Here is a 21,753-nt window from a genome sequence, read left to right as displayed (position 1 = left end):
TGGTAACCGCAGGTCAGGCGGCCGGTGCCCCGCTGCCCGCGATGATCTCGGGGCGCAGCAGCCCAGCCAGCGTCCCGGCGGGCAGCAGACCCTTCTCCAGGACCAGTTCGGCGACCCCGCGCCCGGTGGCCAGGGCCTCCTTGGCGATCTCGGTGGCCGCCGTGTAGCCGATGTGCGGGTTGAGCGCGGTGACCAGTCCGATGGAGTTCTCCACGCTCGCGCGCAGCCGCTCGGTGTTGGCGGTGATGCCGTCGACGCAGCGCTCGGCCAGCGTCAGGCAAGCCCGCTCCAGGTGGGTGACGGACTCCGACAGGGAGTGCAGGATGACCGGTTCGAAGGCGTTGAGCTGGAGCTGGCCGGCCTCGGCGGCCATGGTGATGGCGACGTCGTTGCCGATGACCTCGAAGGCGACCTGGTTGACCACCTCGGGGATGACCGGGTTGACCTTGCCCGGCATGATCGACGAACCGGCCTGCACCGGCGGCAGGTTGATCTCGCCGAGCCCGGCGCGCGGACCGGAGGACAGCAGCCGCAGGTCGTTGCAGCTCTTGGAGAGCTTGACCGCGATCCGCTTGAGCACACCGGACATCTGCACGAAGGCGCCGCAGTCCTGGGTGGCCTCGACCAGGTTGGCGGCGGTGACCAGCGGCAGCCCGGTGATCGCGGACAGATGCCGGCGGGCCGCCTCGGCGTATCCGGACGGAGCGTTGATCCCGGTACCGATCGCCGTGGCGCCCAGGTTGATCTCGTGGATCAGCTCGACGGCCTCGGCGAGACGGCTGCGGTCCTCGTCGATCATGACGGCGAACGCGGAGAACTCCTGACCGAGCGTCATCGGTACCGCGTCCTGCAGCTGTGTGCGGCCCATCTTGAGCACGTCGCGGAACTGGACGGACTTGCCCGCGAAGGAGTCCTGGAGCACCGCCATCGCCCTGAGCAGTCCACGGACCGCGAAGACCGTCGCTATCTTGACGGCGGTCGGGTAGACGTCATTGGTCGACTGGCTCAGGTTGACGTCCTCGTTGGGGTGTACGTACGTGTACTCGCCCTTGGCGCGGCCGAGGAGTTCCAGCGCCCGGTTGGCCACGACCTCGTTGGCGTTCATGTTGGTCGAGGTGCCGGCCCCGCCCTGGATGACGTCCACGACGAACTGCTCGTGCAGCTCGCCCCGCCGGATCTCCCGGCAGGCGGTGACGATCGCGCGGGCCTTCTCCGGTGCCAGCAGACCGAGTTCCTCGTTGGCGAGCGCGGCGGCCTCCTTCACGGCGGCCAGCGCGTCGATCAGATGCGGGTACGCCGAGATCGGCATGCCGGTGATGGGGAAGTTCTCGGTCGCCCGCAGGGTGTGGATGCCCCAGTAGGCGTCGGCGGGCACGTCCCGATCGCCGAGGAGGTCGTGTTCGCGCCGGGTGGTGGTCATGAGAGGTGATCCGCTTTCTGGGCGTCGGGAGGGGAAACGTCGGCGAGGGGTGGTCTCAGGCGGGATCGGGCTCGCCCACCACGCGCACGGCCCCCACCGGGACCCCGCCGCCGAGGAGCGCCTGCCCCGCGAAGCCGGTCAGCAGCGCCGGGTCCACCCCGGCCCGCTCAAGGGCCCGCGCCGCGACCGGTATGCGCGCGCGGTCCGCCCCGTCCGCTATCTTCACGGCCACCGCCCGCCCGTCCGGCAGCGCGGCGACCTGGACGCCCTCGAAGCCGTCCTTGGCGAGCAGCCCCGGCACGGCCCGCATCAGCGCGGCGACATCGCGGCTCGCGCCGGACGCCATCTCCGCGTGGTCCCGCATCGCGTCGGCGACCTTCGCCTCCGCCGTGCCGGGCGCCGCCGAGGCGATCCGGGACAGCGCGCGGGCGAGCCCGTGCAGGGAGACGGCGAACAGGGGCGCGCCGCAGCCGTCCACGGTGACGTGTGCGACCCGCTGCCCGGTGAGGTCCTCGACGGTCTCCCGGATCGCCCGCTGCAAGGGGTGCGCGGGGTCCAGGTAGTCCGGCAGGGACCAGTCGTTGAGCCGCGCGGTCCACAGCATCGCCGCGTGCTTGCCGGAGCAGTTCTGCGCGAGCCGGGAGGGCGCCCGTCCGGCGCGCACCCAGGTGTCGCGGACGGCGGGGTCGAAGGGCATGTCGGGGACGTTGCGCAGGTCGTCCTCGGCGAGTCCGCCCAGTTCGAGGATGCGCCGGGTACCGGCGAGGTGGCGCTCCTCGCCGGAGTGGCTCGCGGCGGCCAGGGACAGCAGTTCGCCGTCCAGCGGCAGCCCGGCCCGCACCATGGCGACGGCCTGGAGGGGTTTGACGGCCGAACGCGGGTAGAAGGCGGCCTCGATGTCGCCGATCCGGTGCTGGACGGTGCCGTCGGCGCCGAGGACGACGACGGAGCCGTAGTGGATGCCCTCGACCACGCCGCCGCGGACGAGGTGGGCGACCGGGGCGTGGCCGGGTGCGCGGACGACGGGCGCGTCGGCGGGGAAGTGTATGTCCATTTCTGCCTGCATCAAGGAGTCGGGGCGGCCGGTCCGCGGGTCACGCGGCGGCGCGCCGGTCGGGGGCGCGGGGTGCGGGGCGCACGGGCGGGCACGGGCGGTACGGACCGCGCCCGTTGCCGTGGCGGCCGGCGGCGAAGGGGCACGGTGGTGCGTCCGGTGCCGGCCTCGGGGTGTCCGGGGGGTCAGGGGTGGGCGGCGCTCATGCCTCGGGCGCGCCGTGCGCGGCCGGGTCCGGCCGTCTGGGGCGCACGATGTCGGTGAGGGTGCGTTCGACGCGGTCCAGGTGGTGGCTCATGGCCGCCAGGGCGTCGTGCTCGGAGCCGTCGGTGAGCGCCTCCACGATGGCGCGGTGCTCACGGTCGGACTGCTCGCGGCGGCCGCCGAGCTCGTTGAGGAAGGCGGACTGGCGCGCCAGGGCGTCGCGGATCTCCTCGATGACCCGGCGGAAGACCGGGTTCTGGGCGGCCTCGGCCACGGTGAGGTGGAAGAGGGTGTCCATCGCGACCCACGCGATGGTGTCCGTCTCCCGCTCCATGCGGTCCAGCAGGTGGGCCAGCCGGTCCAGGTGGTCGGGGCTGCGGCGCAGGGCCGCGTACCCGGCGACCGGGATCTCGATGTGCCGGCGGACCTCCATCAGGTCGCTGGCCGCGTAGTCGCCGAAGGTGGGGTCCTCCACGGCGTCGGCGACGACGAAGGTGCCCTTGCCGGTCCGGGAGACCGTGAGGCCCATCGCCTGGAGCGCGCGCAGCGCCTCGCGCAGCACGGGCCGGGAGACCTCGAGGGTGCGGCCCAGCTCGGCCTCGGAGGGCAGCTTGTCGCCGATGGCGTAGTCGCCGCGTTCGATGGCGCCGCGGAGGTGGCCGAGGACCGCTTCCATCGCGCTCACGCGCCGCGGGCCGGTACCACCTGTCTGGCTGTCTGACAGGTTCACGGGCCGATCCTGCGCGCTGCCCGCCCGCTCTGTCAAGACGGCCGCGTCGGACCCGCGGCCGGACCGCCCGGGGCACCGCGGAACGCGCACGGGGTGCGGCGCCCGCGCTCGGGCCGCCGCACCCCGTGGGATGGCCGGGAGATCACGGCTCAGGCGTTGAGCACACCGGTGCCGAGCAGGCCCAGCAGGCCCACGCCGATGATGACGCGGTAGATCACGAAGGCGTTGAAGGAGTGCTTGGCGACGAACTTCAGCAGCCAGGCGATCGAGGCGTAGGCCACGACGAAGGAGACGACGGTGCCGACGGCCAGCGGGGCGGCGCCCACGCCCGCGCCCAGGGCGTCCTTCAGCTCGTAGATGCCGGCGCCGGTCAGCGCGGGGATGCCGAGGAAGAAGGAGAGGCGGGTCGCGGCGACGCGGTCCAGGTCCAGGACGAGCGCGGTGGACATGGTGGCGCCGGAGCGGGAGAAGCCGGGGAAGAGCAGGGCGAGGATCTGGGAGCAGCCCACCCACATCGCGTCCTTGAAGGACGTGTCGTCCTCACCGCGCTTGTGGCGGCCCATCTGGTCGGCGCACCACATCACGCCGGAGCCGACGATCAGCGAACCGGCCACCACCCACAGCGAGGCCAGCGGCCCTTCGATGAGCGGCTTCGCGGCAAGGCCCACCACGACGATCGGGATGGTCGCGGCGATCACCCACCAGGCGAACTTGTAGTCGTGGTGGTAGCGCTCCTCGCGGTTGGTCAGGCCGCGGAACCAGGCGGAGACGATCCGCTTGATGTCCTTGAAGAAGTACACGAGCACGGCGGCGATGGCGCCGACCTGGATGACCGCGGAGAACCCGACGACGGACTTGTCGTCGACGGGGATGCTCATGAGCCCCTCGGCGATCTTGAGGTGGCCGGTGGAGGACACGGGGAGGAACTCGGTCACCCCCTCGACGACTCCGAGGACGACGGCCTGACCGACAGAGATGGCGCTCATGGGATCCAGTTCTGAGGAGAGTAGGTCGACAGTGTTCGGCAGCGTGGTTCGACAGCGTGGTGGACAGTACTCGCCGCGCCCGGCGGGCCGCCGAGCGCCCGGTTCTACACGGTGCCGGCGAGCCGGTACCCGGCGAAGGCCGAGCACGTGGTCAGCGCCCCGCACAGACCGGTACCGAGCAGGAGTTGCGTGCGGGCCCCCGCGGCCCCGGTGGCGACGGCGCCGGTGACCGGCCCGAGGATCAGGCTGCCGACGACGTTCACCACACAGGTGCCCCACAGGAAGACCGAGTCGTGCCGGGACTGGACGGCGCGGTCGGTGAGACAGCGCGCGGGGGCGCCGACCACGGCTTTGGCCACCACGAGCAGCCAGTTCACGACGGTTCCCCGCCTTCCGGCCCGGCCGTCGCGGGGTCCGGTCCGGGCGCGCGGCCGACGTACCGCACGACCTCGCACTCGTCCAGCGTCACCAGGCCCTCGCGCACCAGTTCGTCCAGCTCGGGCAAGAAGGCCCGTACGCGCTCCTCGGTGTCCACGACGACCACCGCGACCGGCAGGTCCTCGCTGAGGGAGAGCAGGCGGGAGGTGTGGATGCGGGAGGAGGCGCCGTAGCCCTCGATGCCCCGGAAGACGCTGGCTCCCGCGAGCCCGGCGGCGTGCGCGCGGTGCACGATCTCGCTGTAGAGGGGCTTGTGGTGCCAGGTGTCGTCCTCACCGATGTAGACGGTCAGCCGCAGCGCGCGGCCGGTGAGCGAGGTCATGCCCGTTCCCTCCTGGTCAGCACCCCGCGGACGGTGGCCGAGGCGAGCCACACCGCCGCGAGGGCCGCGCAGGGTGTCGCCACCAGATAGACGAGGCCGATCCCGGGGCGGCCGGCCTCGACCAGGCGGCGGACGTCGACGGCGTAGGTGGAGAAGGTGGTGAAGCCGCCGAGCACACCGGTGCCGAAGAAGGGGCGGACGAGGCGGTGGGCGGCCCACACCTCGGTGAGGAACACCATGAACACGCCCATCACGGCGCAGCCCGCGAGGTTGGTCCAGAAGGTCGTCCAGGGGAAGCCGTCGGGCACGGTGGGCCCGACGAGTCCGAGCCCGTAGCGGGCGCAGGCACCGAGGGCGCCGCCGGCCGCGACCACGGCGACGACGGGGCCCTGGGCACGCCACCGCGTCCGCCGGCGCGGTGCGAGGCGGGCGCGAAGGGTGCCGGCTTCGGGGGTTGTCATCGTTCTCGCGTCTCCTGCTCGGCCGGCCCCCGGTGGGTGATCACGGCCGGGCACCACACTACCGCCGCATCGGCCGCCCCCGGCCACGTCGTGGCCCTTCCACCGAACCGTTCACCCAGTCTTCTTCTCCCGGCGGGTTCGCGGGCCGCAGGGGATGTAGCGGTGGCGCGGATCGCGCGCCGCGCACCGCGCCGCGCACCGCGAGGGCGCGCCCCGGCGGCATGGTGCGCCCTCGCCCATGACGGGGCCGAACCGGTCAGGATTCGAGAAGCCGTGGCGGCCTCCCCCGGCCTAGCGTGGGAGCACCGACGGGGAGCCCGTCGGACCCCGTACCCCTGGCCCTCGGCCTCTCAAGGAGTGAGTCACATGACCGCCGGCGTGCAGACGATCATCTACCCCGTCAAGGACCCGGAGCGGGCCAAGGCCCTGTTCGGCGCGCTGCTGGGCGTCGAGCCGTACGCCGACGAGCCGTACTACATCGGCTTCAGGGCCGGGGGCCAGGACATCGGCCTCGACCCGAACGGGCACGCACAGGGCCTGGCCGGGCCGGTGCCGTTCTGGCACGTCACCGATCTGCGGGAGCGGCTGGCGGCACTGGTGGCGGCGGGCGCGGAGATCGTCCAGGACGCCCGGGACGTCGGCAACGGGCGGCTCGTGGCCTCCGTGAAGGACGCCGACGGCAACATGGTGGGGCTGCTCCAGGATCCCGTCTCCGAAAAGTAGTTGCACACTCAACGAGTGGCTGGATCGGTGCTACGGTGCCGGTATGGCAGTGAGAACGGCCGATGCCCGGCTCGAGGAACGCTGGCGGGACATCCTCGCCGTGCACGCGCGCACGATGTGTGAGATCGACCGCGCGCTGCACCCCTACGGGCTGGGCGCCAGCGACTTCGAGGTGCTGGACATCCTGGCCGCCGAGTCGCCCCGGGACGGTGACCACTGCCGGGTGCAGAACCTGGTCGGGCGGGTGCACCTGAGCCAGAGCGCCCTGTCCCGGCTGATCGGCCGGCTGGAGAAGGACGGCCTGGTGGAGCGCTCGGTGTGCGCCGAGGACCGCCGCGGCGTCTGGGTCGCCCTCACCACCAAGGGCCGCGGCCTGCACACCGAGGTGCTGCCGGTGCAACGGGCCGTGCTGGAGCGGATGCTGACCGAGCGGGAGGACGCGGGCCGCCCGTTCGAGTCGGGCCCGGCCCGCGGCTGAGGCGCCGCCGCCCGGAGCCGGTCCGGTCCGGTCCGGTCCGGTCCGCGGGAAGGGTCCCGGCTAGACGCCCTCCGGCGGATCTTCCGGACGCCGGTCCCTCGGGCGGCGCGGCGGGATCGGGGTCGTCGGGAAGTCACGGGGGCCGGTCCACAGGGACGGTACGGCGTCGCACCGGCGGCACAGTTCGTAGGCGACGGCCTCGTAGTTGACCCGCCAGCCCCGGAAGTGCGGCCACGCCTCCTCGGGGGTGCGCTCGGCACGGAAGCCGGCCGAGTCCAGCATCGCCACGGCCGCGTCGAACTCGGCGTAGCTGAGCCGGATGGGGGCGCTCGGCGAGGGGTCTTCCTCGAAGGGGGCGCGCACCGCGCGGGCGATGTCGCGCAGCGCGCTGAACCCGGCCCGCAGCACCAGGCGGGCCTCCGGCGGCGCGGTCTTCGGGTCCAGGGCCAGCTGGAGCGCCGCCGCGTCCATCACGGCGACCAGTCCCACCAGCCAGCTGCGGTAGGGGCGCGGGGAGCGGAACGTCAGCAGCACCGGGTAGGTGGAGTGACTCTCGCCCATGTCCGAGGCCAGCCGCTCCCAGGCCCGGTACAGCTCCGGCAGCGCGGTCTCGGTGTCGACCAGCCACTGCCGGGCCAGGATCTCCGGGCCCCAGGAGGGCTCGCCCGCCCTGGCCTGGAGGAGAGTGACCTCCACCTCGCGGCGGTTGTAGGCGGCGTAGAGCGTGGGCAGGTAGGCGATCTGGAGGGCGATCAGGACCGGGCCGGTGGCCGCGGCGACGAAGTCGAGGACCGAGAGCTTCCACCGGGCGCCGCTGGCGAAGCCGAGCGTGAACAGGCTGGATCCGGCCTCGCGGAAGGCGGTGCTCCAGGTCAGTGAGGACACCGCGGTCAGGAGCAGGCCGAACCCGAGCAGGGCGCCGAGGAGCCAGCTGGCGAGCATGCCGACCAGCATGAGGGGCGCCAGCCAGGTCTGGGCGCGGTCGATGGCCTCGTAGTCACCGTGGGGGGTGGCCAGCCGCAGGAGCCTGCGCAGCAGCCACCACAGGCGGAACACCAGCGTGGAGTAGAGGCCCCGCGGGACGACGAGGGTGCGCAGGATGCTGCTCAGCACGGCGAGGAGCAGCAGGGCGCCCGCCGTGCCGGCGATGTATTCCATGGGGGTATTTTGCCGCCCCTGCGGTACGGAGATCGTTCCGGGGGCGGTCGCGGGCGGTCCCGCGGCCGGGCACGTCCGCCCGGCGAAGCCCTGGACCGGCGCCGCCCCGCCTCCGTCGGGCGCCCCGGCTCAGCGGGCCAGCAGGGTGCGTACTCCCTGGGACGTCAGCGTGAGCGCGTGCTCCGAGCTGCCGTCTATCGCCAGGGAGATCTCCTCGTCGGGCCACTGCGAGGCCAGCGCGCCCAGCGGGATGAGGCGGTAGCGGGAGACGAAGGGCAGGAGCTCGGCCATCTCGTTCTCCGTGGTGAAGACGGGGACGACCGGGTCCCCTCCGGGCTGTTCCAGGATGGGCAGGGCCACCGTCGTGGCGTCGGCGCCCTCGCCGTCGAGCGCGTCGTCCGGCACGGGGACGAGCACGTCGCTGTGGGCGAGGGTGTCCAGGGCCCCCTGGTCCTCGGCGTTGGCGACCAGGGCGTCCAGCGCCTGCTGGGCCGGCGTCGGAAGGGCGTCGTGTGCGGGTGTCTCCATGGCAGATCCCCAGGTAGCGGTGGTCGTACGGGCCACCCGGGCGAACCGTCCGGGCGGGCTCCCGCCTCGCGTACCCGGTGCGGACCCGGGACATGCGTCCGAACCGGAAGAGGCGGGGCGCGGGGACACGGACTCGGACGTACGTGCGAAACGGCGGATGTGCGGGGTGCGGTGGGCGGGCCTCGGATCACGGGGACGGGCTCAGGCCCTGAGGATCTCCTCGCCCGGCGCCGGGCTGGGGGCCAGGGCCTCCTGGGCACGCACCCGGCGCCGGCCGAGGAGCAGGGTGCCGAGGAAGGAGAGGGCGAGGGCGATCACGACGCCCAGGTTGGCGTACGCCCACGCGCCGGTACGGCCGCCGAGGCCCAGCGGTCCGAGGAGGTAGCCCTGCCAGCCCAGCCAGTGCGCGGCGGTGTTGGTGACCAGGCCCCAGCCGACGGCCGTGGCGGCGAGGGTGAGCAGCGGGGGCACCAGCGGGACGTCGCCGTAGCGGCCGTGGGGGCGGAACAGGTCGCCGTCGTCGTAGTTGCGGCGGCGCAGCGCGAGGTCGGCCAGCATGACTCCGGACCAGGCGGCGACGGGCACGCCGAGCGTGGTCAGGAAGCCCATGAACTGGGCGAGGAAGCCGCCTGCGAAGAACACGATGTAGATCGACCCGGCGATCATCAGGCAGCCGTCCCAGAGCGCGGCCAGGTAGCGGGGCACGCGCAGTCCGGCGGAGAGCAGGGCGAGGCCGGAGGAGTAGATGTCGAGGACGGCGCCGCCGACCAGGCTGAGCACGGCGACCACGGCGAACGGCACCAGGAACCAGGTGGGCAGGATCGTGGTCAGGGCGCCGATCGGGTCGTCCGCGATGGCTCGGCTCAGCTGCGGCGAGGACCCGGCCAGCAGCACGCCGAAGACCAGCAGCAGCACGGGTGCCAGCGAGCCGCCGAAGGTGGTCCAGCCGATCACGCCCCGGCTGGAGGAGTCGCGCGGCAGATAGCGGGAGTAGTCGGCGGCGGCGTTGATCCAGCCGAGGCCGAAGCCCGCCATCATGAAGACCAGTGCGCCGATCATCTGCTGCGCGGAACCGCCCGGCACCGCCTTGACGGCGTCCCAGTCGACCTGGTGCGCGACGAGGCCGACGTAGACGAGGGTCAGCACACCGGTGACCACGGTGATGGCCGTCTGGAGCCGCATGATCAGGTCGAAGCCCATGACACCGGCGACGACGGTCAGGGCCGCCACCACCATCAGGGCGACCACCTTGGTCTCGGTGCCGCCGCCCCAGCCGAGGCTGGTGAAGACGGTCGCGGTGGCCAGGGTGGCGAGCGAGATGAGCGCGGTCTCCCAGCCCACGGTGAGCATCCAGGAGACCACCGACGGCAGCCGGTTGCCGCGCACCCCGTAGGCGGCGCGGCTGAGCACCATGGTGGGCGCCGAGCCGCGCTTCCCGGCGACCGAGACGAAGCCGCAGAGCAGGAACGAGACGACGATGCCGATCGAGCCCGCGACGAGTGCCTGCCAGAAGGAGATGCCGAAGCCGAACGCGAAGGCGCCGTAGCTGAGCCCGAGCACGGAGACGTTCGCGCCGAACCAGGGCCAGAACAGCATGCGCGGGGTACCCCTGCGGTCCGCGTCCCCGATCACGTCGAGCCCGTGCGTCTCCAGCTGGATCGGGCGGGCGGCGGCTCTGTCGCCGGTGATGCCGAGGGGGTCGTGCGGGTGCGTCATCACGGCCTACCTGTCTGACGTGTCGAGATCACGCTAGGTCGGCACCGCGGGGGCCGCAACGCAGGCGGGCACTCGGGATCCTGGTCAGTGGCGGCCCTCCTCGGCGTCCTGCTCGGGGGTCTCCTCGGCGGGTCCCTCCGCCTGGGACGGAGTGGTGCGGGTCGGCTGTGCCGCCCCGACGTCCTGGGGCTCCCGCTCGCCCTCGGCCTGGGAAGGGGTGGTGTACTCGCTCATCGGGGCCTCCCCCGCGGTCCGTACGTCTGTGGGCACGTCCCGGGTACCCGCCCGGCGGGGAGGTCATGAGGGGTCGGGCGGGTGAACCGGTCCGGCCGCGCGCACGGCGGGTCCCGGCCGCCGGGGAGAGGTACGCCGGTGCCGCCCGGCGGCGTGGCGCGCGCGTGCGCCGTGCCGTCCCCGGCGAGGATGACGCTCGGCAGGAGCCGACTCGAAGGCGGGTGGTGCGGGTATGGCGGTGAACCGTGTCGGCCTGGTCGTGCACGGCGGGCGCGCCGAGGCGCAGGCGGCCGCCGGGGCGGTGCGCGAGTGGTGCGAGGAGCACGCGGTGGTGTGCACCGACATCGACGTCTGGCAGGAGGGCGCCCGGCACAGCGCCCGCGCGGAGGTCGACGCGGCGGGCGACCCCGACCTGATCGTCACGCTCGGCGGCGACGGCACCTTTCTGCGCGGCGCCCGGCTCGCGGCGGAGAACGACGCCCTGGTGCTCGGTGTGGACCTCGGGCGGGTCGGCTTCCTGACCGAGGTGCCGGTCCCCGCCGTACGGGCGGCCCTGGACGCGGTGTACGAGGAGCGGATCACCGTGGAGAGCCGGATGCTGCTCACCATGCGGGCTTCCTGCCGGCTGGAGGTGCCCGCGCAGATGGAGGCGCTGACGCGGTACGGGCGGGGGCCGATGCTGCCGCCGCCCCGGGTGCGGACGGACTGTGCGGCGGGCGGCGACTGGGGTGTCGCGATGAACGTCACCGCGCTCAACGACGTCGTCCTGGAGAAGCTGGCCCGGGACCGGCAGGTGTCGGTCGCGGTGTATCTGGCCGGCCGGCTGCTCGCCTGCTACTCGGCGGACGCGCTGCTGGTCGCCACGCCCACGGGTTCCACCGCCTACAGCTTCGCCGCCGGGGGGCCGGTGGTCTCGCCGCGCGCCGAGGCGCTGGTCTTCACGCCGGTGGCCCCGCACATGGTGTTCGACCGCTCGGTCGTGGCCGCCCCGGACGAGCCCGTCGCCCTGCGGGTGCTGGAACGCTCGGGCCAGGCCGCGGTCAGCGTCGACGGCCAGTTGCGCGGGGTGCTGGGACCCGGGGACTGGATCGGCGTGTACGCCGCGCCCCGCCGGCTGAAGGCGGTACGGCTGGGTCCGATGGACTTCTACGGCCGGCTGCGTGAGCGCATGAACCTCACCGACGCGCCGGCCGCGCTCGCCGACGGCCGGGCGGCCCCCTTGTGGCCGGTGAACTCGCCGCGCCCGGCCGACCTCGCCCATCTGGCGCTGCCGGGCGCACCGGAGGTCACGGCCGGTCCCCCTCCTGGAGGTACACCCCCCGCGGTGTGACCCGGGCGGTGCGCTCGGAGCCGCCGACGATCCGGATCCGGCTGTCGACGGCCGGTCCAACCGTCGTCCGGGACGACCCGGAGGCCGCCGTACATCTCCGATAGGGGGAACGGCATTCCGGGTGGGCGGGTTCGGTCGGTACGGCCACCACCGGGCAGGCGGAGCGCGTGCCGCTCGACCGGGCTGGTGCCGCCCCCAGGGCCGAACGGTGCCGGATCAGCCGGTCCGAGTCGCCCTGGAGCAGGGTGCCCGGTTCCGGCGGCAGCGGCCGGCGGAGGACCGGGCGCGGGGGTGCGGCGAGATGGTGGTGGCCGCCGGGCGGCGATGCCGACGGCCCGTTCCCCGTCCGTGGTCCGCGGCGTCCGCGCGGCCCGGTGGGCCGGCGGCCGCCCGACCGGGCCGGCGCCCCGCCAGGCCGGCCCGGTGCAGCGGGGTGTGTCCGCCACGGCCTGCCGGCCGGGCGCAGCCGGCCCACTCCGGCCGCTCGGCCAGGATCTCCGTCACGGTTCGCCGGTCACCGTCGCGGGCGGCGTCCGCGAGCCGGTCGCGTTCCTTCGCGAACCGGGGCGCGAGCGCCGCCCGGAGGGTCACGCCGTCCCACCGCAGGCCGGGGCGTTCCACCACGGCGCCGACTGTACGGCGCGCGTGGTTCAGCCGAACAGGCCCTGGTCGCCTTCCTTCCGCACCACGCACAGCGCCCAGATGGTGAACGCGGCGAGGGCGATCATCACGATCGACCAGACGGGGGAGTACGGCAGGGACAGGAAGTTGGCGATGATGATCAGCGCGGCGATCACCACGCCGGTCGCCCGCGCCCACGTCGACACCTTCATGAGTCCCAGGCCGACGATGACGGCCACGGCACCCAGGACGAGGTGCACCCAGCCCCAACCGGTGAGGCTGAACTGGAAGACGTAGCTGCGGGTGGCGAGGAAGACGTCGTCCCGGGCGATCCCCATGATGCCGCGGAAGATGTCCAGGACGCCGGTGAGCAGCAGCATCACCGCGGCGAACGCGGTCAGGCCGGTGGCCCACAGTTCCTTGGTGGTGGGCTCGTGCCTGGTGCCGGCGCCGGTGCCGGCACCAGGGCCGCTGCCGGGGCCGGTGTTGTGGTGTGCTTGGGGTGCGGTCATCGTGCCACCTCGATTCTCTCCGGTGTGCGGTAGGTCGGTGCGGGGCGGTTCAGTGCGGGGTGGTGGAGGAGACGGTTCCCGAGCGGCCGGATCCGGTGGATTCCGGCCCCGTACCCCCGGATGCGCCCGTGGACGGTCCGTGGGCGGCGAACACCATGTCCTTCGCCTTGCGGAACTCCTCCTCGGTGATGTCGCCGCGGGCCTTCATCTCGGACAGCCGGGCGAGTTCGTCGGCGCTGGAGGTGCCGCCCCGGGCGGTCTCGCGGATGTAGCTGTCGAGCGCGTTCTGCTGGGCGCGGGCCTGCTCGACCTCGCGGCGGCCCATGCCCTTGCCGCGGGCGATCAGATAGACGAAGACGCCCAGGAACGGCAGCACGACGACGCACACCAGCCAGGCGGCCTTGGCCAGTCCGCCCAGGGAGTCGTCGCGGAAGATGTCCATGACCACCCGGAAGAGCAGCACGAACCACATGATCCACAGGAAGAACACCAGCATGGACCAGAAGACGCTCAGCGCCGGATAGTCGTACGCGAGGTAGGTCTCGCTCATGTCGCTCCCTCCGTCCCGGGACCGCGCCCGGTAGTCGGTCGTCCACCGTCCTCAGGCTGCGCTCCGGCGGGAGAGGGACGCTTCACCCTGCGCGGGTGAACGGCGGCCGGCTCCGGGGCCCGGGGGGCTCCGGGGCGCGGTCGCCGCCGAGGTGCGGCCCCGTCGGGAACGTGCTCCGGTCCGGGGACGGGCCGTGGGGGCCGTGCGGACCCGGGTCGCGCGAGGGAGGTCATGGCTCCTCCGTCCCGTGCCCGAGGCCGCTCCCGGCCGGCCGACGGGGCCTTGTGCGGGGACCTCACACGGACAGCGTCGCCCCTGGTGGCCCGTACGGGATCACCCCTGGCGGGTGATCCCGTACGGGGGCCGGGGCGCTGAGGTGGGTAGCGGGCGCAGGCGTCCTGCCTGCGGCGAAGCGGCGGAAGAGACACACGATGACCGATCCAGCGAGGCGCGCACCGTCGGATGACACCTGGCGTCCCCTGTACAGCGGGTCGGAACGCCGGGCCGCGGCCGCGTCCTTCGCCCGCACGACGGCCATCGTGACCGCCCTGATCGTCGCCTACTACCTGGTGCCGCTGGACGCCCGCACCACCCTGGAGACGGTCCTCCTGCTGCTGTGCGGGCTGCTCGCGGTCGTGCTGGTCTTCGGCTGGGAGGCGTGGATGATCATGAACGCGCCGTACCCGCGGCTGAAGGCGGTGGAGGCGCTGGTCGCCACGGTCGGCCTCTATCTGGTCGTCTTCGCCAGCGTCTACCACATCATCGAACACGACTCCCCCGGCTCCTTCTCCGAGCCGCTGACCAGGACCGACTCCCTGTACTTCACGCTGACCACGTTCACCACCGTGGGGTACGGCGACATCACCGCGCGCTCGGAGGTGGGCCGGGTGACGGTGATGTGCCAGATGGCGTGCGGCCTGCTGCTGGTGGGTGTGGCCGTACGGCTGCTCGCGGCGGCGGTGAACGCGGGGCTCGCCAAGAAGGGGCGGGAACCCTAGGAGTTCCCCCGTCCCGGGAGGCCGGGGACTCGCGCGGGGGACCCCTGGCTCACTGCGGCGCCTGACGCATCTCCAGGACCCGCAGGCCGAGGGACTGGCAGCGGGCCAGCAGGCCGTACAGGTGCGCCTCGTCCAGGACACGGCCGAACAGGATGGTGTGGCCGGACACCACCACGTGGTCCAGCTCGGGGAACGCCTTGGCCAGCGTCTCCGTCAGCTCGCCGTCGACGCGAATCTCGTAGCGCATGAGGTGCCTTCCCCGCGTGCCGCGGACGGGCGTACCCGGCCCTCCTCCTGCGATCCTGCGCCCCGGTCCGGCTCCGGGCCTCACCCGCCGCAGGTGATGTGAGCCCGCGCCGTCACAGCAGGCCCAGTTCGCGGGCGCGGTGCACGGCGTCGTGCCGGCGGTTCACCCCCAGCTTGCGGTAGGCGCTCTTGAGGTGGGTCTTGACCGTGTTGACGGAGACGAAGAGGTCGGCGGCGATCTCCTCGGTGGACATCATCTCCGCGAGCCGGACCAGCACATCCCGTTCACGGGCGCTCAACTCCTCGACCATCGGCGGTGGTTCGGGCACGGTCGCGGCGGTGTACGGGGTACCGGCACCGGGCAGGAGCCAGCCCTCGGCGAGCGGGCGCAGCGCCGGGGTGGCGAGCAGCGGCCGCAGCCAGGGCCCCGCCTCCTTGAAGGGGCTCCGCAGCCGGTCCCGCCGGGCCTCGCGCAGCGCCTGCGCCACGAGCCGGCGCCGGGCCTCCCGGTCGCCCTCGATCCCGGCGAGCTCCGCCCTGAGCAGGGCCGTCCGTACGGCGATCAGGGGGCCGGGCGCGTGCCGCGGGTGTATCCGGTCGAGCAGGTCCAGGGCGTGCGAGGGGCAGCCCGCCGCCAGCTCCGCCCGTGCCGCGCCCAGCAGGCACAGCGGGTCCTCGCCGGGCAGCTCCCTCAGCAGCTTGACGGCCAGCTCCGGTCGCCCGTCGGCGAGATGGGCACCGGCGGCCACCAGTGCCGCGTGGGCCTCGGCCCAGGGGGACGGCTCCTCGGCGGCGACGGTCCGGTCGGCCGCCTCGAGAGCGCCCTCGATGTCGCCCCGGGCCAGCAGGAGGCGCGCGGTGACCAGGGCGTGCAGCGCCCTGGTCACCGGGTCGCGCACCGGTTGCCGGGCGTCGTCCCCGTCCGGCGGCGCCGCCAGGAGCGTCTCGGCCCGGTCCAGCTCGTCGCGGTCCGTGGCGACGGCGGCCAGGACGAGGGTGGCCGGGCCGACCCCGGGGAGGGTGCGGGGGTCCGCGTGGCCGGCGGCGAGCGCGGCGAGGGCCTTGCGTTCGGCGCGGCCGGGGCGGCCGTCGAGGTGGTCGAGCAGGGCGAGGTGGGCGAGGCACTCCTCGCGGACCTGGGCCGTCGAGGGGCGTCCCGGTGCCGCCGGGGTACGTGTCCTGACCGGGGAGGCCGGTTCCGGGGCCGGCACCTGTGCCGATGCCGTCGGCGTGGCGCGGCCGCGGTCCGTCACCGCCGTCAGGGCCGCGCGCGCCTCCGTGAACCGTCCGGCCCACAGGCGGGCCGCGCCGAGATGGGCGCGCAGCAGGGCGGTCAGTTCCGGGTGCCGGTCCAGCAGCCGGCCGGGGACCTCCTGCTTCAGCTCCTCGGCGTGGCGGGCGGCCGCCTCGGCGCGCGAGGGAGAACCGGTCAGCCGGGCGGCGAGGACCCGCAGGAGGGTGCAGCCGAGGCGGGCGGCGGCCTGCTCCGCCGGGGCGTCCCCGGCGCCCGGGGCCGGTTGACGCGGCTGTCCGCCCGGCTCGTCCCGCTCGGGGACGGGGCCGTGCGGCTCCTGAGCGGGCCGACTCGCGGTGCCGTCCAGCTCGCGCGCGGCCCGTTCCAGGTGCGGCAGGCCCCGGTCGAGGTCGCCCGCGGACAACTCGCGGGCGGCGCGGACGAGGTCGGTGGCCGGGGTCCGCGGCTCGGGTCCCATGGCGGAGAAGAGCGCGGCGAGGGGCTCGGCGCGGGGGCCGCTGAGGAGTTCGCCGAGGGCGAGATCACCGACGAGGGCATCGGCGGCGGCCGCCCAGTCGCCCGCGGCGGCGGCGTGCTCCAGGGTCTCGCCGAGCGGCCCGTGGCGGCGCAGCCAGGCCGCCGCCCGGCGGTGCAGCTCGGTCTCCAGGCCGGGGTGGCGGGCCCGCAGATGGGCGCGCAGGATCTCCCGGAACAGCGGGTGGAGCCGGAACCAGGAGTGCCCGAGGTCCTCCACGAAGGCGTTCTCGCGGTGCAGCGCGGTGAGGATCAGCTCGGCGTCGGCCCGCCCGGTGAGCGCGTCGGCGAGGGCGGGGCAGAACCGGTCGAGGACGCTGATCCGCAGCAGCAGGTCCTGGGTCTCGGCGCGCTGGCGTCTGAGCACCTCGGCGATCAGGTAGTCGCCGATGGTGGTGCGGTCGGCCTCGAACTCCCTCAGGTACGACCGCGGGTCGCGCTCCCCCTGCGCGGCCAGGGCGCTGAGCCGCAGCCCCGCCGCCCAGCCCCGGGTGCGGGCCAGCAGCGCGCCGATCTCGTCGGGCGGCAGCCGCATTCCGTGCAGGGCCAGCAGGTCGCCGGCCTCCTCGAAGGTGAAGGCCAGTTCGTCGTTGCGGATCTCGGTGACGGCGCCGGCCGCCCGGTAGCGGTGCAGCGGCAGCAGCGGCTCGGTGCGGGTGACGAGGACCAGGCGGATGCCGGTGTCCGCGTGCCGGAGCACGAACTCCAGCTGGTCGGCGATCTCCGGGTCGGTGACGCGGTCGTACTCGTCGATGACGGCGGTCACCGGTGCCTCGCGGGCGCTGAGCTCCGCCGCCAGCCGGGTGAGCAGCGCGTCGTCCACGCGGCCGGCCTCGGCGGGCAGCCCGACCTCGGCGGAGAGGGTCACCCCGGCCAGCCGCAGGGCCTGGAGCAGGTAGGCCCAGAAGGTGCCGCGGCCCTTGTCGGCCATCTGCGCGGTGAGCCAGGCGACGCGCCTGCCCCGGGTCGCGGCCCAGTCGGCGACCAGCAGCGTCTTGCCCGCCCCCGCCGCCCCGCCGACCACGGTCAGCGGGGTGCGCGGGGCCAGGTCCAGGTGTCCGAGCAACCGGTCGCGGCGCAGGTAGGTCACCGGGAGGGTGGGGATCGCGAACCGTGTCCGCAGGAACGGATCCCCACAGGGATCGGCGGGCCCGTGGGGGTCCGCTCCGGTCTCGTCCGGCACACCCATGGTGGTCACCACCATCGTCGTCGGGTCGCGGTCGGCGCGCTCCGCTCCTCTCCCCAGGATCTCCCTTGGGGGACGGCGCGCCACACGAGCCGGTGGCCGCCGGTGCGGTGCGGGTCAGTCCGCGGCGGACGAGGCGCGGCGCGGCAGCCTCCAGTTCGACCGCGGGAAGTGGCAGGTGTAGCCGTTGGGGTAGCGCTCCAGGTAGTCCTGGTGCTCGGGCTCCGCCTCCCAGAAGTCGCCGACCGGCGCCAGCTCGGTGACGACCTTGCCGGGCCACAGTCCGCTGGCCTCGACGTCCGCGATGGTGTCGACGGCGGTGCGGTGCTGCTCCTCGCCGTCGTAGAAGATCGCGGAGCGGTAGCTGCGCCCGATGTCGTTGCCCTGGCGGTCCCGGGTCGTCGGGTCGTGGATCTGGAAGAAGAACTCCAGGACGTCGCGGTAGCTGGTGACCGCGGGGTCGTACAGGATCTCGATGGCCTCGGCGTGGTCGCCGTGGTCGCGGTAGGTGGCGTTCGGGGTGTCGCCGCCGCTGTAGCCCACCCGGGTGGAGACCACGCCCGGCTGCTTGCGGACCAGGTCCTGCATGCCCCAGAAACAACCGCCCGCCAGTACGGCTCGCTCGGTTCCCGCTGTCATCGGTCGCTCCCTGTTTCGTCCGGCCCCGCACCCCTGTTGACGTGCCGGGGGCACGGTCGTCCAGCCTAGTACCGCCCGCGCGCGAGGGGCGAAGGGCCACCGGTCGCGCGCGGGCGGCGCGGTCAGGCGCGCACGCGGGGCAGCAGCCGGTCGAGGCTGCGCGGTATCCACCAGTTGGCCCTGCCCAGCAGGAACATCGCGGACGGCACCAGGACCAGCCGGACCACCGTGGCGTCCACGATCACGCTGATCGCGAGGCCCAGGGCGAGCATCTTGACGACCACGGTCGGCGAGGCGGTGAAGGACAGGAACACGGCGGTCATGATGAGGGCCGCGGCGGAGATCACCCGGGCGGTGGCGGACAGCCCCTCCCCGACGGCGAGCCGGTTGTCGCCGCCGCGGTGCCATACCTCGGCGATCCGCGACAGCAGGAAGATCTCGTAGTCCATGGACAGCCCGAACACGATCGCGAACATCATCATCGGGACGTACGACTCGATGGGCACCGGCTCCGACAGACCGAGCAGCGCGTCGCCCCAGCCCCACTGGAAGACGGCGACGAGGACGCCGTAGGACGCGGCCGTGGTGAGCAGGTTGAGGACGACGGCCTTCAGGGGGATCACCAGGCTCCGGAAGACGACCAGGAGCAGCAGGAAGGCGAGGACCAGCACGATCCCGATGACGAGCGGGAGCCGCCGGCCGATGGTTTCGCGGAAGTCGGCCTGCCCGGCCACGGTGCCGGTCAGGTAGGCCCGTGCGCCGGTGCCGTGCAGGGCCTCGGGCAGGGTCCGGCCGGAGAGGGTGTCCAGCAGGGTGCCGGTGGCGGCGTCCTGGGGGCCGGTGGCCGGGGTGAGCGTGGTGACGAGGATCCTGCCGTCGGGGCTGGGCCGTACGGGGGTGAAGGCGGCGACCCCGTGGGTGGCCTTGAGCGCGTCGGTCACGTCGTCGGTGATCCGGTCGGCTGGGGTGTGCGCCCGGCTCAGGTCGATCACGGTGACGACCGGGCCGTTCGCACCCTTGCCGAAGCCGGGTCCGTCGGCGGCCGCGATCCAGTCGTAGGCCGTTCGGGTGCTGCTGCCGGGCTTGTCCGCGCCCGCGTCCACGTGACCGAGGCGCAGGGACAGCAGCGGTACGGCGCAGACGGCGAGGACGGCGGTGCCGGCGACGAGGAAGAGCCAGGGGCGCCGGGCGACGAGCGCGGCGTAGCGGTTGCCGCCCGGACGTTCGCCGGCGCCTTCGGCGACGGGGGCGCGGCGCAGCCGGACCCGGTCGATCCGGGTGCCGATCAGGCCCAGGGCGGCCGGGACCAGGGTGAGGGCGGCGGCCGCTGTGACGACGACGGCGAAGGTGGCCGCGAGTCCGATCCGGCCGATGAAGCTCAGTCCGCACGCGTAGAGGCTGAGCATGGCGACAGCGACGGTGAGGGCGGCGATCAGCACCGCTCGCCCGCTGGTGCGGGCCGTTCGGGCGGCGGCGGTCACGGGGTCGTGGCCGTCGATCAGGTCCTGCCGGAAACGGGTGGTCAGGAACAGGGCGTAGTCGATGCCCACACCGAGGCCGATCATGCCGGCGAGGGTCGTGGCGGAGGTGGCGAAGGAGACGGCACCGGCGACCACGCCGACCACGCCGAGCCCGACGCCGACGCTGATCAGCGCGGTGACCAGGGGCAGCAGCGCGGCCAGGACGCTGCCGAAGGCGAGCAGCAGGATGACGAGGGCGGTGACGACACCGACGCTCTCGCTCAGCTTGTCGTCCGCGGGCTGCCGGACGACCTGGTCGAGGTCGCCGCCGTAGGCGACGCCGAGGCCCGCCGCGCGGGCGGGGGCGGTCGCCGCGTCGAGCCGGTCGGTGTAGCCGTGGCCGAGGTTCTTCAGCTGCTCGTCGAAGGTGACGGTGGTCTCGGCGGTACGCCCGTCCGTGCTGGTCACGGGCGCTGCGACGGACCTGACATGGGGCAGTCCGCGCAGGTCGGCGAGGGTGCGGTCGAGCGCGGAGCGCTGGTCGGCCACGGTGCCCGCCCCGGTGTGGAAGACGACCTTGCCGTTGGGCCGGCCCGCCTGCGGCAGGGAGCGGGCGAGCAGGTCGGCGCCCGTGTGGGAGGCGGTGCCGGGCAGGCTGACCTGGTCGCTGAAGACGGGTCCGACGAGGTGCCGGCCGGCGAGGGCGGCGACGAGGATCAGCAGCCAGGCGGCGATGACGGTCAGGGGGTGCCGGGCGCAGCGGCCGCCCAGGCGGCCGAGGAGGCCGAGGCCGGCCGGGTCCTGGCCGCTCTCGGGGGCGCTCTCGGGGGCGGATCCGGGGGCGCCTTCCGAGGCGGGCGGCCGCGGTTCGGGCGGCGCCGAGGGGTGTGGGGTGGATCTGGGCACCGGGGTCTCCAAAGCTGTCCGGGTGGAGCGGAAAAGTGTCAGGACTGACACGAACTCTAGAGAGAGACTGTCACGCATGACAATTGGCATCTCTGACAGTTTATGGAAGGTTTGCGGACGCGATCACACCGCGGAGGTGGCACGCGTGCCGATTGACAGTCGCGACACCAGGGCGGGAGGCTTCGGCCATGCCTAGTGAGACCACCCCCGCCGGACTGCGCGAACGCAAGAAGGAGGAGACGCGCCGCCTGCTGCTGGAAGGGGCCGCGCGGCTGTTCCGGGAGCGCGGTTTCGAGGGCACCACGGTCGCCGACATCGCCGCGTACGCGAACGTCTCCGTGCGCACGTTCTTCCGCTACTTCGAGAGCAAGGAGGAGGTGCTGCTGCCGGACGGCGTGCAGGTCTTCGCGTACGTGGAGCAGGCCCTGGCCGCGCGGCCGGCGGACGAGGAGCCCCTGGAGGCGGTGTGCGCCGCGCTGCTGGAGGCGGCCAAGCCGTTCTCGGCGTCCACGCTGACCGCCCTGACCCGTCCGCTCGGGGACGTGGAGAACGTGATCACGGCCCGGCTCGTGCAGGCCTTCGCCGACTTCGAGGAGCGGCTCGCGGTGCTGGTGCGGCAGCGGCTGCCGCGGGACGCCGCGGACGCCGATCTGCGGGCGGCCGTGATCGCGGGCGCCGCGCTCTCCGCGGTACGCGCGGTGCTGCGCACCCGTCGGGCGAACCGGGCGTCGGGCATCGAGGACACGGAACCGGCGCCGCTGCGCCGGGCGTTCGGGATGCTGCGGGAGATCGGCGGCCGGGAGGGGGCGTCGAGGGCGGCCGGCGACACCGGCGAACGGGCTTGACCGCGGGCACCGGTGACGGACGTGACCACGGGCACCGGCGAACGGGCCCGACCGCCGGTCCGGTGAACGGAGCCGGCCACCGGTCCGGCTGACCGGCCGTACGGCCGCCCGCGGGACAGGGGCTGCCCACCGGCGGGGTCGCCCGGCCGCCGCGCCCACCGGCGCCCAGCCCGCGCAACGGCGTCGGCGAAGCCCCGCGCCGGGCCCCTGGGCGGTCCCCCCGCCCAGGTATGCCGTACG

21 protein-coding genes and 1 pseudogene are annotated in these 21,753 nt (G+C 73.9%); 5 read left to right on the top strand and 17 right to left on the bottom strand.

Features of this window, described 5'->3' with window-relative positions; translation table 11 throughout:
• Window positions 1-13 precede the first annotated feature (13 nt).
• The 7 genes and pseudogenes from aspA to crcB form a co-directional block, all read right to left on the bottom strand.
• Window positions 14-1,420, bottom strand: coding sequence for an aspartate ammonia-lyase (gene aspA, locus VT52_RS17720; protein ID WP_046420146.1), 1,407 nt, complete (start codon window positions 1,418-1,420; stop codon window positions 14-16).
• Window positions 1,421-1,475: 55 nt separating this feature from the next.
• Window positions 1,476-2,474 carry an asparaginase gene (locus tag VT52_RS17715; protein ID WP_046420145.1) on the bottom strand — a complete coding sequence of 333 codons (999 nt, stop codon included), beginning with the start codon at window positions 2,472-2,474 and terminating at the stop codon, window positions 1,476-1,478.
• 202 nt (window positions 2,475-2,676) lie between these two features.
• Window positions 2,677-3,354, bottom strand: coding sequence for a FadR/GntR family transcriptional regulator (locus VT52_RS17710; protein ID WP_046420143.1), 678 nt, complete (start codon window positions 3,352-3,354; stop codon window positions 2,677-2,679).
• Window positions 3,355-3,557: 203 nt separating this feature from the next.
• On the bottom strand, window positions 3,558-4,394 hold the full coding sequence (locus VT52_RS17705; RefSeq protein WP_046420140.1) for an undecaprenyl-diphosphate phosphatase: 837 nt from the start codon (window positions 4,392-4,394) through the stop codon (window positions 3,558-3,560).
• A 131-nt stretch (window positions 4,395-4,525) separates the two neighbouring features.
• Window positions 4,526-4,771, bottom strand: a pseudogene (locus VT52_RS17700) (fluoride efflux transporter FluC); the annotation flags it as partial.
• Window positions 4,768-5,154 (bottom strand): DUF190 domain-containing protein, encoded by a 387-nt coding sequence (locus VT52_RS17695; RefSeq protein ID WP_046420138.1) that lies wholly within the window; start codon window positions 5,152-5,154, stop codon window positions 4,768-4,770. The gene VT52_RS17695 and the pseudogene VT52_RS17700, both read right to left, overlap by 4 nt.
• A complete protein-coding gene (gene crcB, locus VT52_RS17690) occupies window positions 5,151-5,615 on the bottom strand; it encodes a fluoride efflux transporter CrcB (protein WP_046420135.1) in 465 nt (154 codons plus the stop codon). The genes VT52_RS17695 and crcB overlap by 4 nt, the downstream gene beginning before the upstream one ends.
• A gap of 366 nt (window positions 5,616-5,981) precedes the next feature.
• Between crcB and VT52_RS17685 the strand changes: the two genes are divergently transcribed.
• Together VT52_RS17685 and VT52_RS17680 are read left to right on the top strand one after the other, a co-directional pair.
• Window positions 5,982-6,338, top strand: coding sequence for a VOC family protein (locus tag VT52_RS17685; RefSeq protein WP_046420133.1), 357 nt, complete (start codon window positions 5,982-5,984; stop codon window positions 6,336-6,338).
• A gap of 43 nt (window positions 6,339-6,381) precedes the next feature.
• Window positions 6,382-6,816 (top strand): MarR family winged helix-turn-helix transcriptional regulator, encoded by a 435-nt coding sequence (locus VT52_RS17680; RefSeq protein WP_046420131.1) that lies wholly within the window; start codon window positions 6,382-6,384, stop codon window positions 6,814-6,816.
• Between the two features lie 60 nt (window positions 6,817-6,876).
• Here the strand turns inward: VT52_RS17680 and VT52_RS17675 are convergent, their stop codons facing one another.
• From VT52_RS17675 to VT52_RS38005, 4 genes are all read right to left on the bottom strand, one after another.
• Entirely contained in the window at window positions 6,877-7,974 is a 1,098-nt protein-coding gene (locus tag VT52_RS17675; RefSeq protein ID WP_046420130.1) for a hypothetical protein, read from the bottom strand.
• A 129-nt stretch (window positions 7,975-8,103) separates the two neighbouring features.
• On the bottom strand, window positions 8,104-8,502 hold the full coding sequence (locus VT52_RS17670) for an SseB family protein (RefSeq protein WP_046420123.1): 399 nt from the start codon (window positions 8,500-8,502) through the stop codon (window positions 8,104-8,106).
• Window positions 8,503-8,703: 201 nt separating this feature from the next.
• Window positions 8,704-10,218 carry a purine-cytosine permease family protein gene (locus VT52_RS17665; RefSeq protein ID WP_046420122.1) on the bottom strand — a complete coding sequence of 505 codons (1,515 nt, stop codon included), beginning with the start codon at window positions 10,216-10,218 and terminating at the stop codon, window positions 8,704-8,706.
• 84 nt (window positions 10,219-10,302) lie between these two features.
• The gene (locus VT52_RS38005) at window positions 10,303-10,452 is read right to left on the bottom strand and encodes a hypothetical protein (RefSeq protein WP_167377708.1); all 150 of its coding nucleotides are present in this window, start codon (window positions 10,450-10,452) and stop codon (window positions 10,303-10,305) included.
• A 232-nt stretch (window positions 10,453-10,684) separates the two neighbouring features.
• Here VT52_RS38005 and VT52_RS17660 point away from each other — a divergent pair, with 232 nt between their 5' ends.
• Window positions 10,685-11,782, top strand: a complete 1,098-nt coding sequence (locus VT52_RS17660) for an NAD(+)/NADH kinase (protein WP_046420119.1) — start codon at window positions 10,685-10,687, stop codon at window positions 11,780-11,782.
• Between the two features lie 650 nt (window positions 11,783-12,432).
• On the opposite strand, the gene VT52_RS17650 is transcribed toward VT52_RS17660, so the two are convergent.
• Both VT52_RS17650 and VT52_RS17645 read right to left on the bottom strand, forming a co-directional pair.
• Window positions 12,433-12,915, bottom strand: a complete 483-nt coding sequence (locus tag VT52_RS17650) for a DUF7144 family membrane protein (protein ID WP_240509792.1) — start codon at window positions 12,913-12,915, stop codon at window positions 12,433-12,435.
• Between the two features lie 49 nt (window positions 12,916-12,964).
• Entirely contained in the window at window positions 12,965-13,465 is a 501-nt protein-coding gene (locus tag VT52_RS17645; protein ID WP_046420116.1) for an SHOCT domain-containing protein, read from the bottom strand.
• A gap of 431 nt (window positions 13,466-13,896) precedes the next feature.
• Here VT52_RS17645 and VT52_RS17640 point away from each other — a divergent pair, with 431 nt between their 5' ends.
• Window positions 13,897-14,463 (top strand): ion channel, encoded by a 567-nt coding sequence (locus VT52_RS17640; protein WP_079175099.1) that lies wholly within the window; start codon window positions 13,897-13,899, stop codon window positions 14,461-14,463.
• Between the two features lie 49 nt (window positions 14,464-14,512).
• On the opposite strand, the gene VT52_RS17635 is transcribed toward VT52_RS17640, so the two are convergent.
• The 4 genes from VT52_RS17635 to VT52_RS17620 all read right to left on the bottom strand — a co-directional run bounded on the left by VT52_RS17635 (window position 14,513) and on the right by VT52_RS17620 (window position 20,668).
• A complete protein-coding gene (locus VT52_RS17635; protein ID WP_046420113.1) occupies window positions 14,513-14,710 on the bottom strand; it encodes a hypothetical protein in 198 nt (65 codons plus the stop codon).
• A 112-nt stretch (window positions 14,711-14,822) separates the two neighbouring features.
• Window positions 14,823-17,681: a helix-turn-helix transcriptional regulator gene (locus tag VT52_RS17630; protein ID WP_206306545.1), complete on the bottom strand. Its 2,859-nt coding sequence runs from the start codon at window positions 17,679-17,681 to the stop codon at window positions 14,823-14,825.
• A 99-nt stretch (window positions 17,682-17,780) separates the two neighbouring features.
• Entirely contained in the window at window positions 17,781-18,302 is a 522-nt protein-coding gene (gene msrA / locus VT52_RS17625; protein WP_046420111.1) for a peptide-methionine (S)-S-oxide reductase MsrA, read from the bottom strand.
• Between the two features lie 122 nt (window positions 18,303-18,424).
• A complete protein-coding gene (locus VT52_RS17620) occupies window positions 18,425-20,668 on the bottom strand; it encodes an MMPL family transporter (RefSeq protein WP_240509791.1) in 2,244 nt (747 codons plus the stop codon).
• A 188-nt stretch (window positions 20,669-20,856) separates the two neighbouring features.
• Here VT52_RS17620 and VT52_RS17615 point away from each other — a divergent pair, with 188 nt between their 5' ends.
• The gene (locus VT52_RS17615; protein WP_053055480.1) at window positions 20,857-21,513 is read left to right on the top strand and encodes a TetR/AcrR family transcriptional regulator; all 657 of its coding nucleotides are present in this window, start codon (window positions 20,857-20,859) and stop codon (window positions 21,511-21,513) included.
• Window positions 21,514-21,753 lie beyond the last annotated feature (240 nt).

This window comes from Streptomyces malaysiense (assembly GCF_000980885.2).
Classification (GTDB): domain Bacteria; phylum Actinomycetota; class Actinomycetes; order Streptomycetales; family Streptomycetaceae; genus Streptomyces; species Streptomyces malaysiense.
The sequence above is the reverse complement of the archived record's forward strand: the minus strand, read 5'-3'. Positions and strand labels throughout refer to the sequence as shown.

Bases quoted from the DNA above. Each gene is read 5' to 3' on its own strand.
- aspA (WP_046420146.1), bottom strand. From the start codon at position 1,420: ATGACCACCACCCGGCGCGAACACGACCTCCTCGGCGATCGGGACGTG.
- VT52_RS17715 (WP_046420145.1), bottom strand. From the start codon at position 2,474: ATGGACATACACTTCCCCGCCGACGCGCCCGTCGTCCGCGCACCCGGC.
- VT52_RS17710 (WP_046420143.1), bottom strand. From the start codon at position 3,354: ATGGAAGCGGTCCTCGGCCACCTCCGCGGCGCCATCGAACGCGGCGAC.
- VT52_RS17705 (WP_046420140.1), bottom strand. From the start codon at position 4,394: ATGAGCGCCATCTCTGTCGGTCAGGCCGTCGTCCTCGGAGTCGTCGAG.
- VT52_RS17695 (WP_046420138.1), bottom strand. From the start codon at position 5,154: ATGACCTCGCTCACCGGCCGCGCGCTGCGGCTGACCGTCTACATCGGT.
- crcB (WP_046420135.1), bottom strand. From the start codon at position 5,615: ATGACAACCCCCGAAGCCGGCACCCTTCGCGCCCGCCTCGCACCGCGC.
- VT52_RS17685 (WP_046420133.1), top strand. From the start codon at position 5,982: ATGACCGCCGGCGTGCAGACGATCATCTACCCCGTCAAGGACCCGGAG.
- VT52_RS17680 (WP_046420131.1), top strand. From the start codon at position 6,382: ATGGCAGTGAGAACGGCCGATGCCCGGCTCGAGGAACGCTGGCGGGAC.
- VT52_RS17675 (WP_046420130.1), bottom strand. From the start codon at position 7,974: ATGGAATACATCGCCGGCACGGCGGGCGCCCTGCTGCTCCTCGCCGTG.
- VT52_RS17670 (WP_046420123.1), bottom strand. From the start codon at position 8,502: ATGGAGACACCCGCACACGACGCCCTTCCGACGCCGGCCCAGCAGGCG.
- VT52_RS17665 (WP_046420122.1), bottom strand. From the start codon at position 10,218: ATGACGCACCCGCACGACCCCCTCGGCATCACCGGCGACAGAGCCGCC.
- VT52_RS38005 (WP_167377708.1), bottom strand. From the start codon at position 10,452: ATGAGCGAGTACACCACCCCTTCCCAGGCCGAGGGCGAGCGGGAGCCC.
- VT52_RS17660 (WP_046420119.1), top strand. From the start codon at position 10,685: ATGGCGGTGAACCGTGTCGGCCTGGTCGTGCACGGCGGGCGCGCCGAG.
- VT52_RS17650 (WP_240509792.1), bottom strand. From the start codon at position 12,915: ATGACCGCACCCCAAGCACACCACAACACCGGCCCCGGCAGCGGCCCT.
- VT52_RS17645 (WP_046420116.1), bottom strand. From the start codon at position 13,465: ATGAGCGAGACCTACCTCGCGTACGACTATCCGGCGCTGAGCGTCTTC.
- VT52_RS17640 (WP_079175099.1), top strand. From the start codon at position 13,897: ATGACCGATCCAGCGAGGCGCGCACCGTCGGATGACACCTGGCGTCCC.
- VT52_RS17635 (WP_046420113.1), bottom strand. From the start codon at position 14,710: ATGCGCTACGAGATTCGCGTCGACGGCGAGCTGACGGAGACGCTGGCC.
- VT52_RS17630 (WP_206306545.1), bottom strand. From the start codon at position 17,681: ATGGTGGTGACCACCATGGGTGTGCCGGACGAGACCGGAGCGGACCCC.
- msrA (WP_046420111.1), bottom strand. From the start codon at position 18,302: ATGACAGCGGGAACCGAGCGAGCCGTACTGGCGGGCGGTTGTTTCTGG.
- VT52_RS17615 (WP_053055480.1), top strand. From the start codon at position 20,857: ATGCCTAGTGAGACCACCCCCGCCGGACTGCGCGAACGCAAGAAGGAG.